We start from the raw sequence: 15,552 nt of genomic DNA on the forward strand, positions 1-15,552 counted from the left end.
ATGGCTCAATGGCTATCGGGCAAATCGAAAGAGATACCCGGTGACAATGTTGCTGGTAGCGTCAAACTTTCGCTTTCGAGTGATGCCATTGGCCAGGCACAATAGTCAGCAGCATAGAAGGCACTTGGTCGATGATTACCTGATGCCCCAACCCCACCAAAGGGCGCAGCACTTGATGCTCCGGTCAACGGTTTGTTCCAGTTAACAATACCCGCTCGGGCTTCCAATAACAGTTGTTCAAATTGTTGCCGGTCCTCAGAAACTAACCCTATCGCCAAACCGAACCGGGTTTGATTCGCAATCTGTAATGCTTGCGTAAAATCACCATAGCGAATAACGCTGACCAGCGGGCCAAAATACTCTTCGTCAGGGACATCGCTGATACCGGTAATATCAATGATACCCGGCGTAAGCACCGCACTTTGGCTATCAGGGCGAGTCATGGTTAATAATGACTTACCACCTAAATCCAGCAAATGTTGTTGCGCTGCCAGCATTTTTTCTGCTGCTTGTGATGAAATTACCGCCCCCATAAAGGGTGCTGGCTGCATATCCCAGCGCCCAATACGCAGGGCTTTGGCAATAGCGACAAACCGTTGTAAAAATGCATCGCCTTCAGCGCCAGATTTAACCAATAGACGGCGCGAACAGGTACAGCGTTGCCCAGCAGAGATAAACGCCGACTGAATAGCAAGATTTACTGCCGCATCACAGTCTGCTACCTGCTCAACAATCAATGCATTATTGCCACCCATTTCCAGTGCCAGGATTTTTTCCGGTTGGCCGGCCAGTTGGCGATGCAACTGATAGCCGGTATTAGCGCTGCCGGTAAACAGCAAACCATCAATATCATGTTGTCCAGCAAGGGCTTCGCCCGTTTCACGCCCACCTTGTACTAAGTTTAATACCCCGTCAGGCATACCTGCCTGCTGCCACAATTTGACGGTTTCTTCCGCCGTCTTTGGTGTCAATTCACTGGGCTTAAATACCACCGTGTTACCTGCCAGCAATGCAGGAACGATATGCCCATTAGGGAGATGTCCTGGGAAGTTGTAGGGGCCAAATACTGCTAATACGCCATGGGGACGGTGTCGTAACACAGACATGCCATCAGCCATCGGCATTTGGCTACTCCCAGTTCGGCTTTGATAGGCTTGCAACGAGATAGCCACTTTGCCAATCATGGCCTGCACTTCTGTCAGTGTTTCCCAGAGTGGTTTACTGGTTTCCAAACTGATAGTGCAAGCCAGTTGCTGCTTGTGCCGCTCAAGTAATGCAGCAAAACGCTGTATCACCGCGACCCGCTGTTCCAACGGTGCTCGTGCCCAAGCAGGGAAAGCTTGCCGTGCCGCACGACAAGCCATTGCGACATCATGGCTGTCTGCGGCGCGCGCCTGCCACAATAATTGCTGATCTATGGGGTCAAGTTTATCGAAATGCGCGCCGTTACCGGTGCGCCATTCCCCTTGAATAAACAGTGCTGGGTGAGTCATTTTTTAATCTCCGGGGCAAAAAGGCTGACTATCCGAACCGAATCACCGGCTACGACACCCAGCGCTGCCGCATTTTTAGTCGTTAAATGCAGTAGCTCGTCTGAAAGATGAGTAGTAATCAATATTGAGCGGAAATCTTGATAGTTATCATTAGCCACTAAATAAGCAGTGCCACTCGGGTCAACATCAATGTCATCAATAACCACGATTCGCTTACTACTGTCGCGCACCGCCCGCACTTCATCTGTGTTGGCCTCCAGCGTTGGGCCGCCATCAAAGATATCCACGTATCCCTGATATTGCAGGCCTTCAGTTTCCAGCACTGCACGTGCAGGAGCCGTATGTGGATGGACCTGCCCGATGACTGCCCGCGCCTCTTCTGCCAAAAAATCCACATATAACGGGTGTTTTGGCATTAATTCAGCAATAAACGCTTTCTGCCCGGTACCACTGAGATAATCAGCTTTCGCAAATTCAATGGCAAAGAAGTGCCGCCCTACATTTTCCCAAAATGGCGAACGCCCCTGTTCATCGGTATAGCCGCGCATTTCCGCAATCACTTTGCGGGAGAAATACTGGCGGAATGCGGCAATGAAGAGAAAACGCACTTTTGATAAGAAGGGGCCATTTTTATCTTTACGGTATTCAGGATCGAGAAACAACGTACAGAGTTCGCTATACCCGGTGTGATCATTGCTTAAAAACAGGGTCGGTACCGATTTGTACACATTGAGGGTTTTGGATGCATGAACCAACGTGCCGACACGGAAGTTATACCAAGGGTCATGCAAACCAACGGCCACCTCAATAGCGCTAACGCCCACCACTTTTTCTCGCTCACTGTCTTCCAGAACAAACAGGTAGCCCTGTTCACCCGCAGCCAAAGAACCTTGCCAGGTATTTAACGCACGCTCAATCCGAGCGGCGAGGTGTTCTTCATTTTGTGGCAGTGAAGTCATGCCAACGCCAGTTTTTCCTGCCAACTCAAGGATATCGGCCAGATCACGGCGTTCTACCGGGCGAACTATCATCATAGTCAAGGTCCCTTGCTTACTGCATCAATGTTATGACTTAGCCTGTCGACAAACCTGTTCAATACCCATGGCAAGCCGGGCTAAGCCCTCTTTAATATCCTGTTGAGAAATAATCAGGGACGGAGCAAAACGCACCACATTCGGGCCAGCAATCAGAGCAATAAGCCCGTACTGTGCGGCGGCCTGAACAATCTCTTTAGCCTTCTCGTCATAATCCTTGTGGAGCACACAGCCAATCAGCAAGCCGCGCCCACGGATTTCAGAAAAGATTTTGTAGCGAGCGTTTATTTCAGCCAATCCAGCCAAAAACCACTGATGTCTCTCTTTTACGCCTGCGAGAAGCTCTGGTGTGTTGATAAGGGACAAGACAGTACCCGCCACGGCACAGGCCAGTGGATTACCGCCGTAGGTTGTACCGTGACTGCCGACATTAAGTGCGCTGGCATATTTGGTCGTTGTTAGCATTGCCGCAATCGGGAAGCCGCCCCCAAGTGCTTTGGCACTGGTCAGCACATCAGGAATTACACCGTAGTGCATGTAGGCATAGAGTTCTCCGGTGCGGCCAACCCCAGTTTGTACTTCATCAAAAATAAGTAATGCGTTATGACGGTCGCACAAAGCCCGCAAGCCATGCAGGAACTCGCTATCAGCGGGTAGCACACCACCTTCGCCCTGAATCGGTTCCACAATTACGGCACAGGTTTGGTCATTAATCAGTTCCTCAGCCGAGGCGATATCATTGAAAATACCGTGGCTGATCCCCCCCGGTAGCGGAGCAAAGTCTTGCGAATACTTCGGCTGCCCGCCCGCAGAAACGGTAAACAGCGTCCGGCCATGAAACGCATTTCTGAATGCCACAATCTGGTTCTTTTCGCCTGCCAGCCCTGGCTTATTACCAAAATTGTTCAAGGCATATTTACGGGCCAGCTTCAGTGCCGCTTCATTGGCTTCAGCCCCAGAATTACAAAAGAAAACTTTTTCGGCGAAAGTGGCATCAATCAATTGTTTTGCCAGGCGCAGTACCGGCTCATTGGTATAGCCGTTACCCAGGTGCCATACTTTGTCGGCCTGCTCAATCAGTGCCGCTTTTACTGCCGGATGGCCATGCCCCAAGGCATTTACGGCGATACCACCAGCAAAATCGATATAAGATTTGCCCTGCTGATCCCACAGTGTCGCCCCTTCCCCCCGCACGATAATAAAATCTGCTGGTGCATAGGTTGGCACGATCCATTCATCAAAAGACTGTCGGGTAACGGGGATTGGGTGTTCCATAGTGGCCTCTTTGATCAGCGTAAATATGGGGTTGAGAGACTCATCGTTTGAGGTCACCATGCCTCAACAAAAATCTCTTATTCTGTTAACAATAAAAAATGAAATATATTCACCTGATATAAAGTGTACAGCAGCTTTCATGCCACACCAGATCCAATGTGAATAAATTGTACAAATTCCATTAAAACAATAATTTAAAATGCATAACTATGCAGATTGGTCGCATTCATACTGCATTTTGGTTGATAAACAAGCCAGCCAGGTGGGTTTGAGTAGAAATTATATGCATTTGACATCAATTTTGATTTTTGCTCTGTCAGATCACATTATGGCAACACAAAAATAACAATTAAGGTTTCCAATGCCCTATAAATGGGCAGTGCATGCATCAATTAAGTGCATTTCTTCTGCTAACAAAGCAGGCGATACGAAAGGAATTACGCCGTTTATGCATAATGGAATGAGGGATATTGCAGAAATAGTGGCAGAAGATAATGCTGTTATGGCTCCATTTTCTGGAGCCAGGTAAATAGACTCATAGTGGACATCAGATTGTTATCGACGCGCACGACTATTATCTGTGGCGCTGGTGAGTTGATTAATCAGTTGCGCCAGTATGCGGATGGCTTGTTCGCTTTGTTCCGACCAGGCAAACGAAGCATTCAGGCGGAAACAGTGATCAAACTGATTCCCCGTGGTAAACATTCTCCCCGGCGCGATGCTAACGCCCTGTTCCAAGGCCCGCCGGTATAATTCACTGGCATTAAACGGTGGTTCCAACTCCAGCCAAAGGAAATATCCCCCCGCAGGATGGCTGATTTTGACATTTTTAGGAAAATGCTCAATAACTGCCTGATGCAGCGTATTGAGCCGCTGTTCCATTAAGCGGCGCAGGCGGCGCAGATGAGTGTCATATCCCCCCTGGCTGAGATAATCTGCAATCGCCAACTGAGTTGGCACACTGGCCGAAACTGTACTCATCAGTTGTAAGTGCTGAATTCGCTGCGCATGTTCCCCTGCGGCGACCCAACCGACACGGAACCCCGGCGCCAGACATTTAGAAAACGATGAGCAATGCAGAATTTGCCGATGCTGATCGAGTGCTTTAGCGGGCAACGGGCGATCCGTGCCAAAGTACAACTCACCATAAACATCATCTTCAATCAACGAGATATTATTCTGCTGTAACAGGGCGACGAGCCGTTCTTTCTGTGGCCATGACATCGTGCAACCCAATGGATTTTGAAAATGCGTCATCAGCCAGCAAGCCTTGATGGGATATTGGTTGATCACCTGTTCGAGCGCATCGAGGTCCATACCCTGTTGCGGGTGGGTTGTAATGGCAATCGCTTTTAGCCGCAAACGCTCAATCGCCTGTAATGCACCATAAAATGCGGGTGACTCAATCACTACCCAATCTCCGGGCTGAGTAACCGCCTGTAAACTCAGGCTTAGTGACTCCATTGCGCCCGCAGTGATAACAATTTCTTCGGGAGAGACATTCATTCCACTGGCGGCATAACGCTGAGCAATATTGCGGCGTAAACTTTCGTTACCCGGTGGCAAGTTAGTCACCGAACTTTGTGGTGATATCTTACGTGCAACGCTGGCCAGCGCCCGTGATAATCGGGGTTGTAGCAATAAACTCGGATCGGGAAATGCCGAGCCAAATGGCATTATTGCTGGATCTTTCCCTGCCTGTAGAACATCAAAAATAAAAGCATTAATGTCTACCTGTTCATCCAGATGCAGTTTTTTCCCTCGCTGTGGCTGGGGTAATTGTGTCGGGCGTGAAGCAACATAATATCCCGACTGCGGCCGGGCCACGATCCAACCCTGGCTTTCTAATAGCTGATAAGACTGCACTACGGTCATCAGACTTAATCCTGATTGTTTACAACTTTCCCGCAATGAAGGCAGCTTGTCACCCGCCTGCCAGACCTTGGATTGTATTTGTGCTCGTATTTGCTGAGCTAACTGTTCATATCGAGTCATAGGCCAACTGTTATAGGTAAGATTGAATTAATTGTCACTATTATAGTCACTTTAACTTATGGTTAACTAACTGCCAAGTTTACACCCCGAAATAATCGCCTGTTGTCACTACCTATTGTCAGGATGACTAATACCGGCGTGATTCATTTTATAGATTGATGAGGCAGTACCATGTTTGCAGCGAGGTCACTATGTTTGGCTTAACCGCTCTTGAGTTGGCCCGAATCCAATTCGCTTTTACCATCTCATTCCATATCATCTTCCCGGCCATCACTATTGGGCTGGCCAGTTTTCTTGCGGTTTTGGAGGGTTTATGGTTAAAAACCAAAAATGAAGATTATCGCGACCTTTATCATTTCTGGTCGAAAATCTTTGCCGTTAACTTTGGTATGGGTGTGGTGTCCGGCCTGGTCATGGCTTACCAATTTGGCACTAACTGGAGCTTTTTTTCCGAATTTGCCGGCAGTATCACCGGCCCGTTGCTGACATATGAAGTGCTGACTGCGTTCTTCCTTGAAGCCGGTTTCCTCGGGGTGATGCTTTTTGGCTGGAACCGTGTTGGGCCTGGTTTACATTTCTTTGCAACCTGCATGGTGGCATTAGGCACGTTGATGTCTACCTTCTGGATACTCGCCTCCAATAGCTGGATGCAGACCCCACAAGGCTTTGAAGTTATTAACGGGCAAGTGGTGCCTGTCGATTGGTTGAAAGTGATATTTAATCCATCCTTCCCTTATCGGTTACTGCATATGTCAACGGCAGCTTTCCTTGCATCTGCATTCTTTGTCGGTGCCTCTGCCGCCTGGCATTTACTGCGTAAACGGGATACTCCCGCCATGCGGAAAATGCTGTCCATGGCAATGTGGATGGCACTGATTGTTGCCCCACTACAGGCGGTTATTGGCGATGCCCATGGCTTAAATACACTGGAATATCAACCAGCTAAAATTGCAGCGATTGAAGGGCACTGGGAAAACAAACCGGGTGAACCCACACCACTGATTCTGTTTGGCTGGCCAGACATGAAGCAGGAGAAAACCCATTTTGCGCTGAAAATCCCTTATTTAGGTAGCTTGATCCTCACTCACAGTTTGGAGAAACAGATCCCAGCGTTGAAATCTTTCCCAGTGGAAGACCGCCCTAACTCGACCATTGTCTTCTGGTCCTTTCGCATTATGGTCGGATTAGGCATGTTGATGATCTTGGCCGGTTGCTGGAGTTTATGGCTACGCTGGCGCGGCGGCTTATATCAATCGCGCCCTTTCCTCTATTTTGTGCTGTGGATGGGGCCATCTGGTTTGATTGCTATTCTGGCCGGTTGGTTCACCACCGAGGTGGGCCGCCAACCATGGATAGTCTATGGTTTGCAACGCACCAGTGATGCAGTTTCATCTCATGGCGAAATGCATATGAGTATCAGCCTGCTGGTCTTTATTGTGGTTTATGGTTCGGTATTTGGTGTTGGTTACGCTTACATGATGCGGCTTATTCGCAAGGGGCCAAAAGCCCATGAAGGTGCCCAGCAAGAATCCGGCGGCCCCGGTCAGCCCAATACGCCATCACGACCGCTGTCGGCAGTAAGTGAGTCATTTAGTTCTGACAACCACCAAAACAGGAGCTAATTATGGGTATTGATCTTCCACTGATTTGGTTTGTCATTATCGTTTTCAGTACCATGATGTATGTGGTTATGGATGGTTTTGATTTAGGTATCGGGATCCTGTTTCCACTGGTAAAACACAGCCGTGACCGGGACTTGATGATGAACAGCGTCGCCCCCGTGTGGGATGGCAACGAAACCTGGCTGGTTCTCGGGGGAGCAGCCTTATTAGGTGCTTTCCCGTTGGCGTATGCGGTTATTCTGGATGCGCTGGCGATTCCCCTAACCTTGATGCTGTTGGGTTTAATTTTCCGTGGTGTAGCCTTTGAATTTCGCTTTAAGGCCAGCGCTGAAAAACAGCATATCTGGGATAAAGCCTTTATCGGTGGCTCATTGATTGCCACCTTTACTCAGGGCATGGTAGTCGGTGCTTTTATTCACGGCTTCCCAGTAACGGGCCGGAGTTATAGTGGCGGCCCATTTGATTGGTTGACACCTTTTGCTCTGTTTTGCGGCTTTGGTCTGGTCATAGCCTATGCACTACTTGGCTGTACCTGGCTCATTATGAAAACCGAAGGGCATGTGCAGCAGGTCATGCATAAGCTAGCCATACCACTGACATTCGTGATGTTATTAGTTATTGCCATCATTAGCCTATGGACTCCGCTTGCACATCCACAAATTGCCGCACGCTGGTTTACTTTACCCAATCTGTTTTTGTTCCTACCGGTGCCATTACTGGTAGCACTGGCAAGTTTGGCATTATTGCGATCAGTTAAGCAGGGTGGGCATTATGCCCCCTTCCTATTGACGTTATTGCTGGTGTTCCTTGGTTATAGCGGCTTGGGTATTAGCATCTGGCCTTATCTTATTCCACCATCCATTACTTTGTGGCAAGCGGCAGCTCCGCCGCAAAGTCTGGGTTTTATGCTGGTCGGCGCACTCTTTATTATTCCTATTATTTTGGTTTACACCTTCTGGAGCTACTACGTATTCCGGGGGAAAATCAATCACGATCAAGGTTACCACTGAGTACCAAGTAGATAATGACGATCATGGGCTAGTTCGCTGGCCCTGATATTTTCTTATAGTGAATATTATAATTTGTATGCATGAGACTTATATGTCTGAAAATAAAACGATAAAATCAACAACACCCTCTTTGCCAACTGAACACGTAAAATTACCTTGGTGGAAGAAAATCGGCTGGATGCTGCTTATTTGGTGCGGTAGCGTACTGGCTTTATTAGCCGTTTCAATGCTGTTTCGTATGATGATGACTGCGGCAGGTATGAAGTCCCACTAACGCTAACATTACGTGATTAAAATGCGGTAAGGTTGCCGCGTTTATTGGTCAAAGGAATACTATGCTATGAAACGTTTCCTCATCCCCTTAGTTAATCAGATCGCTTTGCTGATGATATTACTGGGTTTGCTGGGCCTTGCTGGCATGACTATCTCGTCATGGATGGCACAAAGCATTCAAGGTAACGCGCATGCCATCAACAAAGCAGGATCGCTACGCATGCAAAGCTATCGGCTGCTTTCAATGGTACCGTTGGATGAGCGTGATTTGCCCTATTTGGTTGCACTGGAGCAAGACAAAACCAGTGGCGACTTGCAGCAAGCATTACAGCGAGAAGGTTTAACCAGCCAATATCAACAAATAGAGCGTTACTGGCAAACCACGCTAAAAACACAGTTGCTGCAAGCTAAACATCCCGACGAGGTTGCCGCCAATGTGGCCGATTTTGTCCACCAGCTAGATGCACTGGTATTGGCTATTGACCATAAAACTGAACAACGCTTGTTATTAGTTACCATGATCCAACTGGTATTCATTGTTCTGACAATGAGTTTACTACTGGCTACTATCTATTATTTGCGCCGTCGCCTACTCCGCCCATGGCTGCAATTAATTTCTATGGCGAATGCGATTGGTCGCGGTGATTTCAGCAAGCGCTACACGTTGTCTTATCAACGAGATGAAATGGGGACGCTGGGTACCGCATTGAATCGAATGTCGCAGGAACTTTCATTGATATACAGTGATTTGGAGCAGCGCGTCGCCCAGAAAACGGCTGATTTACAACAAAAAAATCAAGTATTGGCCTTTTTGTATCATAGCAGCCGTCAATTACATACCCACCAGCCATTAAGCGAGCGCTTAGTTCCAATTATCGAGCAGCTACAAACACTGACACCGCTGGAAAATGTGCAGATCTGTTTATATGAAAATCATCTTTATCGCGCCCATCTCATAGATAATGCCGATGGTGAGTATCTGCCGCCACAGAATCGCCCAACACAATTAACGATTAGCAGCTCATCTGACGGAGTGAGTAGTGCCGTTTTGCGGGAGTCTCTGAGTTGGAGTCTGAGTGATAAGCTTGGTCAATATGGGTTGCTACTGGCAAAATTACCCACGGATAAATCACTCAATTCTGATCAGCAGCAACTGGTCAATATGCTGGTGGAGCAACTGAGCAGCACATTGGCGCTGGAAAGCCAAGCCCGGCATCAGCAGCAATTATTATTGATGGAAGAGCGTTCAGCCATTGCGCGGGAGTTACATGACTCCATCGCCCAGTCTCTTTCCTGCCTCAAAATTCAAATTAGTTGTTTGCAAATGCAAGCGCCCGACATGCCTGAACCCAGTAAACTTTTAGTACAGCAAATGCGCGATGAGCTTAACATTGCCTACCGCCAGCTACGTGAATTACTGACAACCTTCCGTCTGAAACTAAATGAGGCGACTCTACAAGCGGCGCTTCAAACACTGGTAAATGAATTCAGTGAACGGGCCAACTTGCCCATTACCCTTGAGTTTGACTTGCCATCTGACTGCGTTCCCGACCATCAAGCGATCCACATGGTTAACATTGCCCGTGAAGCACTGAACAACATCTATAAGCATGCTCATGCCAGTATGGCGTTGGTTCGGGTCACTTTTGAACAAGGTGATGTCGTCATGTCGATCATGGATAACGGCTGCGGGATTGGGCAGGACAGCGAGCGGCCAAATCATTATGGTTTGATGATTATGCAGGATCGAGCAAATAGCCTGAATGGTGACTGTAACATCCGCCAACGGGACGATGGCGGAACAGAGGTTCAGGTGCGATTTGCTCCAGATAATGACTCTCTTGACTGATGCTTCCGCCTAAATTACCGGCCTATACTACTTAGTTAGCGCCTAGATCTGGTAATCAATCACCACATCATCCGTTGCCTCTGCCAGCACTTTCTCTTTAATATCATGCAAAGAAAGTGTTGGATTACAGAGCTGTATAAAGAACCAAATAAAGTTACGTTGTAACTGGCCTCTTTTTAGTCCTAGCCAGACAGTATTTGCATCAAACAGGTGTTCTGCATTCAGTCGTACTAACCCTTTATCACGATGTGCCTCATAGGACATATCCGCCAGGATGCCTACCCCCATACCTAATTCAACGTAGGTCTTAATAACATCTGAGTCCTGCGCACTGAGCGCAATATCCGGTGTCAGACCGGCATTTTTGAAAGCATTGTCCAATCGTGAGCGGCCAGTAATCCCCTGACGATATGTAATCAATGGCAACGTACTCAGGGTTTCAAGGGTGATATGAGGTTCTTGTGTTAACGGGTGATTTTCGGGCACGACAATTGCGTGGTGCCAGCGATAATAAGGAAATGTTGCGACTGATGCGTCACTCATTAGTAGCTCAGTGGCAATACCAATATCCGCTTCACCCGAATGCAGCATAGCTGCAATTTCTTGCGGGTTTCCCTGGCTAATAACTAACTTAACTTGTGGGTATAACAGGCGAAATTCTTTAATCACTCGTGGCAAACTATAGCGGGCTTGAGTGTGTGTGGTAGCAATATGCAACTGTCCGCTATCATTATTGCTGAATACATCAGCCAGGCGGCGGATTTGATTGGCATCATTCAGCATGCGTTCAGCTACTGTCAGCAACTCCTTGCCCGGTTCAGTCATCCCCAGCAACCGCTTACCCCGTCGAACGAAGATCTCAATACCCAGTTCTTCTTCTAACTCGCGAATATGCCGGCTAACCCCCGATTGTGAGGTAAATAAGGTATTAGCCACTTCGGTCAGGTTATAGTTGCAACGGGCTGATTCCCGAATAATTTTAAGCTGTTGGAAATTCACATTTAGCCCCTTTCGATTTCACGCTATTTAATAGATAGATTTACGGGGGAAAATGGCTAACAACAAATACAAAAAAACCGTTGCTTATGTTTTTTTGTGCTAAGTAAAGCTTATGACATATGTTAATTACTATATCGTTGCGATAAAAATTGAAATAACCAAGTTTATCAAAATGATAGGCAGATAGATGACCGTCTCGTTTTGAGCGAGGTTTGGGATAAACATTAAAGTCAGCTATATTTAATTACTTTTTAATATACTAAGAGTTGTTGGCGTTGCCGATAGACCGCCAGCTATCCCCTGCGGCTTCAGGTAGGATCGCACTTTGCCGTTAGACGCCCTTTTAGCTCGGTGCTAGAATCGCCCAATTAAATTCACCTGCCAAGACTTTATCTCCTTCATATTCATGCCAGGGAGTGAGTTGATATTGATGTTATTCAGCCTTTTTATGTATATGAGGCTGATCAGGAGTTATTCATGCCATTGGCTATTATCGCACTCACCATTGCTACATTTGGCATTGGTACCAGCGAGTTTGTAATTATGGGGTTATTGCCGGAAGTTGCCCATGATCTGGGGGTCAGTATCCCTAAAACCGGGATGCTAGTTTCTGTTTATGCCATGGGTGTGGTAATCGGTGCACCTTTATTGGCTATCGCAACGGCACGAATCCCGCGTAAATCCACACTTTTGGGCTTAATTGTCCTGTTTATTATTGGCAATATCCTGTGTGCATTGGCACAAACCTATAACTTGTTGATGGCTGCCCGTATTATTGCAGCCCTTTGCCATGGCACTTTCTTTGGTTTGGCATCGGTGGTTGCAACCGATTTGGTCCAACCTAACCGCCGTGCACGGGCAATAGCATTAGTCTTTATGGGAGTCACCCTGGCAAATGTGCTAGGTGTGCCGTTGGGTACAGCCGTTGGGCAAGCTTTTGGTTGGCGAGCAGCTTTCTGGGGGGTCAGTGCTATCGGTATTGTGGCTATCATCGCAGTGATCGCCTGGTTACCAAAAAATATTCCAATGAAGAGAATCAGCCCTAAGCTGGAATTCAAAACTCTGATGCAGAAAAAAGTGCAAACGGCCTTACTGCTATCAGTATTAACCAATACCAGCCTGTTTACTGTTTTCACTTACATTGCGCCATTACTGCGTGAGGTGACTCGTGTTTCTGAACATGGCGTTACCGTGGTGTTATTGATTCTTGGGATTGGCTTGTCCATCGGTAGCGTAATGGGGGGTCGTTTAGGCGACAAAAATCTGGTGGGATCCATGACCCGGCTAATAGCTATACTGATAGCAATCCTACTAGCACTGCATTACACCATTGGTTTTTATTTACCGGCACTACTGACATTGTTTATCTGGAGCATTGTGGCCTTTGCCTTGTGCCCAATGTTACAACTGTTAGTGGTGGATCAGGCCCGCGACGCCCCTAATCTGGCATCAACCTTTAACCAAAGCGCGTTCAATTTAGGCAATGCATTAGGTGCCTGGTTGGGTGGCACCTTGCTGGCATTTGGGCTGCAGTTACAACAGCTTCCACTGGCTGCAATGGTTGTAATGGCAGTCGCACTGGTCACTATGTTGCGTTTAAGATTGCATTTCCGTCGGACGGCAATTGTGCAACCCATCAATTAAGTAATCAATTCATCTTGCCCTACACTTTTGTCGGGCAAATGAGCCTTTGTATTTATCACACTCCTCTCATGCAAATAATTATCATTAACATTGGTTAATGTTATAGTTTATCCCCTTATAAGCCACAACCTCTGCTGGCTAGTGGCTAAGAGTAAAACACCATAGGATAAGAAGGATAAACTGTGACCACAGGATCAACTGCAGCAAAACCCGCGTATCGCCCAGTTCCGCCACGTCTGGTTCAGGTGAAAAAGGTAGTAGATACCTCGCCGCATTTACGTCGAATCACCTTCCATAGCCCGACATTGCAGAATTATCCATCAGATTGTGCGGGCGCTCATTTGAAAATCTTCCTACCTTTGGCAAGCCAAACTCAACCGGAACTGCCAGTATTGGGCGAAAAAGGTCCGATCTGGCCTGCCGCCGAGCGGCGTCCGATTGTTCGTACCTATTCTGTTCGTGCTGTTCGCCCTGATCTGTGTGAGCTGGATATTGAGTTTGCTATCCATGATCACCGTGGCCCGGCGGTCGATTTTGCCCGCAATGCCAAAGTCGGTGATTGGTTAGGGATTACTAATCCCGGTGGGCCAGAAACAATGTTGCCAGCAGCGGCATACAGCTATCTGGTGGGTGACCCCTCCTCACTGCCCGCCATCGCCGCATTACTGGAAACCCTGCCAGCAAATGCCGAAGGCCATGCCATCATCCGTGTAGATAGTCCGCAAGATGTATTGAACCTGATCAAACCTGCCGGATTGGAGCTAAGCTGGGTCATTGGCGGTACGGAAAAAACAGATGATGTGATAACCCAGTTCTGTGCACTCAATTTGCTGATGGAAGCATCAACATTCTGGCTGGCGGGTGAGGATAGTATGGTGGTGAAATTGCGCCGTTATCTACGCCGAGAAAGGGGATGTGAGCGGCAACAACTCTATGCTGTGCCCTACTGGCGCGAAGGCCTGAATGAAGAAGATTATCACCATAAGCGCCATGAAGTTATGGACAATATTGACGAGTAAGATTAATTAATATCTATAAAATCAATGGACATTACCTGTAGTGTCCATTTTCATGGCCGTTTTTTTTTACCCTTTCCAGTTAAAACCTTGTAAATTTTCTGCGACAATTCCCTGTTATTTGTTAGTCTTAAAGCTACTTAGCCTACAATATGGCACTTAATTATCGTTAAATGGCTCTAACGCCCGTTTAATGCAGTAAAGTTATTAGGAGCGCTCTCGAAATGAAGTCGCAAAATGATCCCGGCCGATCTAAATCCCGCCATCACGAATACTCCCTTATTCTGCCAATCATTGCATTGGTTATTCTTAATATCTGGGGTAATACCAGTAATTTTGCTGCTGTTATCATCATCAACCTGATAGCGCTGGTAGGTATCCTGAGCAGTGCTTTTAGCGTGGTACGTCATGCAGACGTACTGGCACACCGTTTGGGTGAACCTTATGGTTCCTTAATCCTCAGTCTGTCCGTTGTTGTGCTTGAGGTTAGCTTGATCTCAGCAATGATGGCAACAGGGGATGCGGCACCTGCCCTGATGCGCGATACCCTCTATTCAATCATCATGATTGTAATTGGTGGATTAGTCGGTGTTTCCCTGCTGCTCGGCGGGCGCAAATTTGCTACCCAACATGTCAATCTGGTGGGTATTAAGCAGTATCTGATGGCTATATTCCCGTTGGCGATCATTGTGTTGGTATTACCCAGCACACTGCCCGACGGTAATTTTAGTGTGGCACAATCACTGGTTGTCGCAGCAATTTCAGCAGCGATGTACGGTGTTTTCCTGTTGATTCAAACCAAAACGCACCAAAGCCTGTTTGTCTATGAACATGAGGATGAAGGTGACGACCCGAGTGACCCTCATCATGGTAAGCCATCCTCACACAGCAGTTTGTGGCACACCTTTTGGTTGCTAATTCATTTAGTGGCAGTAATTGCAGTGACCAAATTTGATGCCAACCCATTAGAAGCGCTGCTAACTGAGTTAAATGCACCCGCTAAATTTACCGGTTTCCTGATTGCCCTGCTTATCCTCTCCCCTGAAGGGTTAGGTGCATTAAAAGCGGTGTTGGCTAATCAGGTACAGCGCGCGATGAACCTGTTCTTCGGCTCAGTGCTGGCAACCATTTCACTGACCGTTCCTGCGGTTACTTTGATTGCGGTACTCACCGGGCAAGAGTTGAACTTTGGTCTGGAAGCACCACATATCGTGGTGATGGTGAGCGTATTGATTTTATCGCAAATATCATTTTCCACCGGCAGAACCAACGTACTTAATGGTACCGCCCATCTGGCACTGTTTGCGGCTTATATGATGACTATCATGCTGTAGCTTCATGC

13 protein-coding genes are annotated in these 15,552 nt (G+C 47.5%); 8 read left to right on the top strand and 5 right to left on the bottom strand.

Annotation, left to right across the window (positions count from 1 at the left end; genetic code table 11):
- Window positions 1-5: 5 nt before the first annotated feature.
- The 3 genes from astD to A6J67_RS15950 are packed head-to-tail and all read right to left on the bottom strand — an operon-like array spanning window position 6 to window position 3,802.
- A complete protein-coding gene (astD, locus tag A6J67_RS15940; RefSeq protein WP_032906299.1) occupies window positions 6-1,493 on the bottom strand; it encodes a succinylglutamate-semialdehyde dehydrogenase in 1,488 nt (495 codons plus the stop codon).
- Window positions 1,490-2,527: an arginine N-succinyltransferase gene (gene astA, locus A6J67_RS15945; protein ID WP_005185088.1), complete on the bottom strand. Its 1,038-nt coding sequence runs from the start codon at window positions 2,525-2,527 to the stop codon at window positions 1,490-1,492. The genes astD and astA overlap by 4 nt, the downstream gene beginning before the upstream one ends.
- A gap of 30 nt (window positions 2,528-2,557) precedes the next feature.
- Window positions 2,558-3,802 carry an aspartate aminotransferase family protein gene (locus tag A6J67_RS15950; RefSeq protein ID WP_050287911.1) on the bottom strand — a complete coding sequence of 415 codons (1,245 nt, stop codon included), beginning with the start codon at window positions 3,800-3,802 and terminating at the stop codon, window positions 2,558-2,560.
- A 361-nt stretch (window positions 3,803-4,163) separates the two neighbouring features.
- Here A6J67_RS15950 and A6J67_RS23505 point away from each other — a divergent pair, with 361 nt between their 5' ends.
- A complete protein-coding gene (locus A6J67_RS23505) occupies window positions 4,164-4,331 on the top strand; it encodes a hypothetical protein (protein ID WP_153802299.1) in 168 nt (55 codons plus the stop codon).
- A 26-nt stretch (window positions 4,332-4,357) separates the two neighbouring features.
- Here A6J67_RS23505 and A6J67_RS15955 read toward each other — a convergent pair whose 3' ends face one another.
- Entirely contained in the window at window positions 4,358-5,797 is a 1,440-nt protein-coding gene (locus A6J67_RS15955; RefSeq protein WP_042569665.1) for a PLP-dependent aminotransferase family protein, read from the bottom strand.
- A 191-nt stretch (window positions 5,798-5,988) separates the two neighbouring features.
- On the opposite strand from A6J67_RS15955, the gene A6J67_RS15960 reads away from it, so the two are divergent.
- The 4 genes from A6J67_RS15960 to narX all read left to right on the top strand — a co-directional run bounded on the left by A6J67_RS15960 (window position 5,989) and on the right by narX (window position 10,551).
- Window positions 5,989-7,419 (top strand): cytochrome ubiquinol oxidase subunit I, encoded by a 1,431-nt coding sequence (locus A6J67_RS15960; protein WP_042569664.1) that lies wholly within the window; start codon window positions 5,989-5,991, stop codon window positions 7,417-7,419.
- Window positions 7,420-7,421: 2 nt separating this feature from the next.
- Window positions 7,422-8,429, top strand: coding sequence for a cytochrome d ubiquinol oxidase subunit II (gene cydB, locus A6J67_RS15965; protein WP_050072673.1), 1,008 nt, complete (start codon window positions 7,422-7,424; stop codon window positions 8,427-8,429).
- A gap of 91 nt (window positions 8,430-8,520) precedes the next feature.
- Window positions 8,521-8,703 carry a DUF2474 domain-containing protein gene (locus tag A6J67_RS15970; protein ID WP_050072674.1) on the top strand — a complete coding sequence of 61 codons (183 nt, stop codon included), beginning with the start codon at window positions 8,521-8,523 and terminating at the stop codon, window positions 8,701-8,703.
- A 66-nt stretch (window positions 8,704-8,769) separates the two neighbouring features.
- Window positions 8,770-10,551, top strand: coding sequence for a nitrate/nitrite two-component system sensor histidine kinase NarX (narX, locus tag A6J67_RS15975; protein WP_005185067.1), 1,782 nt, complete (start codon window positions 8,770-8,772; stop codon window positions 10,549-10,551).
- Between the two features lie 42 nt (window positions 10,552-10,593).
- Here the strand turns inward: narX and cbl are convergent, their stop codons facing one another.
- Window positions 10,594-11,550, bottom strand: coding sequence for an HTH-type transcriptional regulator Cbl (gene cbl / locus A6J67_RS15980; RefSeq protein WP_042569662.1), 957 nt, complete (start codon window positions 11,548-11,550; stop codon window positions 10,594-10,596).
- Window positions 11,551-12,027: 477 nt separating this feature from the next.
- Between cbl and A6J67_RS15985 the strand changes: the two genes are divergently transcribed.
- From A6J67_RS15985 to chaA, 3 genes are all read left to right on the top strand, one after another.
- Window positions 12,028-13,194, top strand: coding sequence for an MFS transporter (locus tag A6J67_RS15985; RefSeq protein ID WP_042569661.1), 1,167 nt, complete (start codon window positions 12,028-12,030; stop codon window positions 13,192-13,194).
- Window positions 13,195-13,376: 182 nt separating this feature from the next.
- Window positions 13,377-14,213 carry a siderophore-interacting protein gene (locus tag A6J67_RS15990; protein ID WP_005185058.1) on the top strand — a complete coding sequence of 279 codons (837 nt, stop codon included), beginning with the start codon at window positions 13,377-13,379 and terminating at the stop codon, window positions 14,211-14,213.
- A 221-nt stretch (window positions 14,214-14,434) separates the two neighbouring features.
- The gene (chaA, locus tag A6J67_RS15995) at window positions 14,435-15,544 is read left to right on the top strand and encodes a sodium-potassium/proton antiporter ChaA (RefSeq protein WP_005185050.1); all 1,110 of its coding nucleotides are present in this window, start codon (window positions 14,435-14,437) and stop codon (window positions 15,542-15,544) included.
- Window positions 15,545-15,552: the final 8 nt, after the last annotated feature.

Origin of the sequence: Yersinia sp. FDAARGOS_228, from assembly GCF_002073315.2 — a bacterium.
GTDB classification, from domain to species: domain Bacteria; phylum Pseudomonadota; class Gammaproteobacteria; order Enterobacterales; family Enterobacteriaceae; genus Yersinia; species Yersinia intermedia.

What these genes read in the sequence shown, in the direction of transcription:
- astD (WP_032906299.1), bottom strand. Translation starts at nt 1,493, where the DNA reads ATGACTCACCCAGCACTGTTTATTCAAGGGGAATGGCGCACCGGTAAC.
- astA (WP_005185088.1), bottom strand. Translation starts at nt 2,527, where the DNA reads ATGATGATAGTTCGCCCGGTAGAACGCCGTGATCTGGCCGATATCCTT.
- A6J67_RS15950 (WP_050287911.1), bottom strand. Translation starts at nt 3,802, where the DNA reads ATGGAACACCCAATCCCCGTTACCCGACAGTCTTTTGATGAATGGATC.
- A6J67_RS23505 (WP_153802299.1), top strand. Translation starts at nt 4,164, where the DNA reads ATGCCCTATAAATGGGCAGTGCATGCATCAATTAAGTGCATTTCTTCT.
- A6J67_RS15955 (WP_042569665.1), bottom strand. Translation starts at nt 5,797, where the DNA reads ATGACTCGATATGAACAGTTAGCTCAGCAAATACGAGCACAAATACAA.
- A6J67_RS15960 (WP_042569664.1), top strand. Translation starts at nt 5,989, where the DNA reads ATGTTTGGCTTAACCGCTCTTGAGTTGGCCCGAATCCAATTCGCTTTT.
- cydB (WP_050072673.1), top strand. Translation starts at nt 7,422, where the DNA reads ATGGGTATTGATCTTCCACTGATTTGGTTTGTCATTATCGTTTTCAGT.
- A6J67_RS15970 (WP_050072674.1), top strand. Translation starts at nt 8,521, where the DNA reads ATGTCTGAAAATAAAACGATAAAATCAACAACACCCTCTTTGCCAACT.
- narX (WP_005185067.1), top strand. Translation starts at nt 8,770, where the DNA reads ATGAAACGTTTCCTCATCCCCTTAGTTAATCAGATCGCTTTGCTGATG.
- A6J67_RS15985 (WP_042569661.1), top strand. Translation starts at nt 12,028, where the DNA reads ATGCCATTGGCTATTATCGCACTCACCATTGCTACATTTGGCATTGGT.
- chaA (WP_005185050.1), top strand. Translation starts at nt 14,435, where the DNA reads ATGAAGTCGCAAAATGATCCCGGCCGATCTAAATCCCGCCATCACGAA.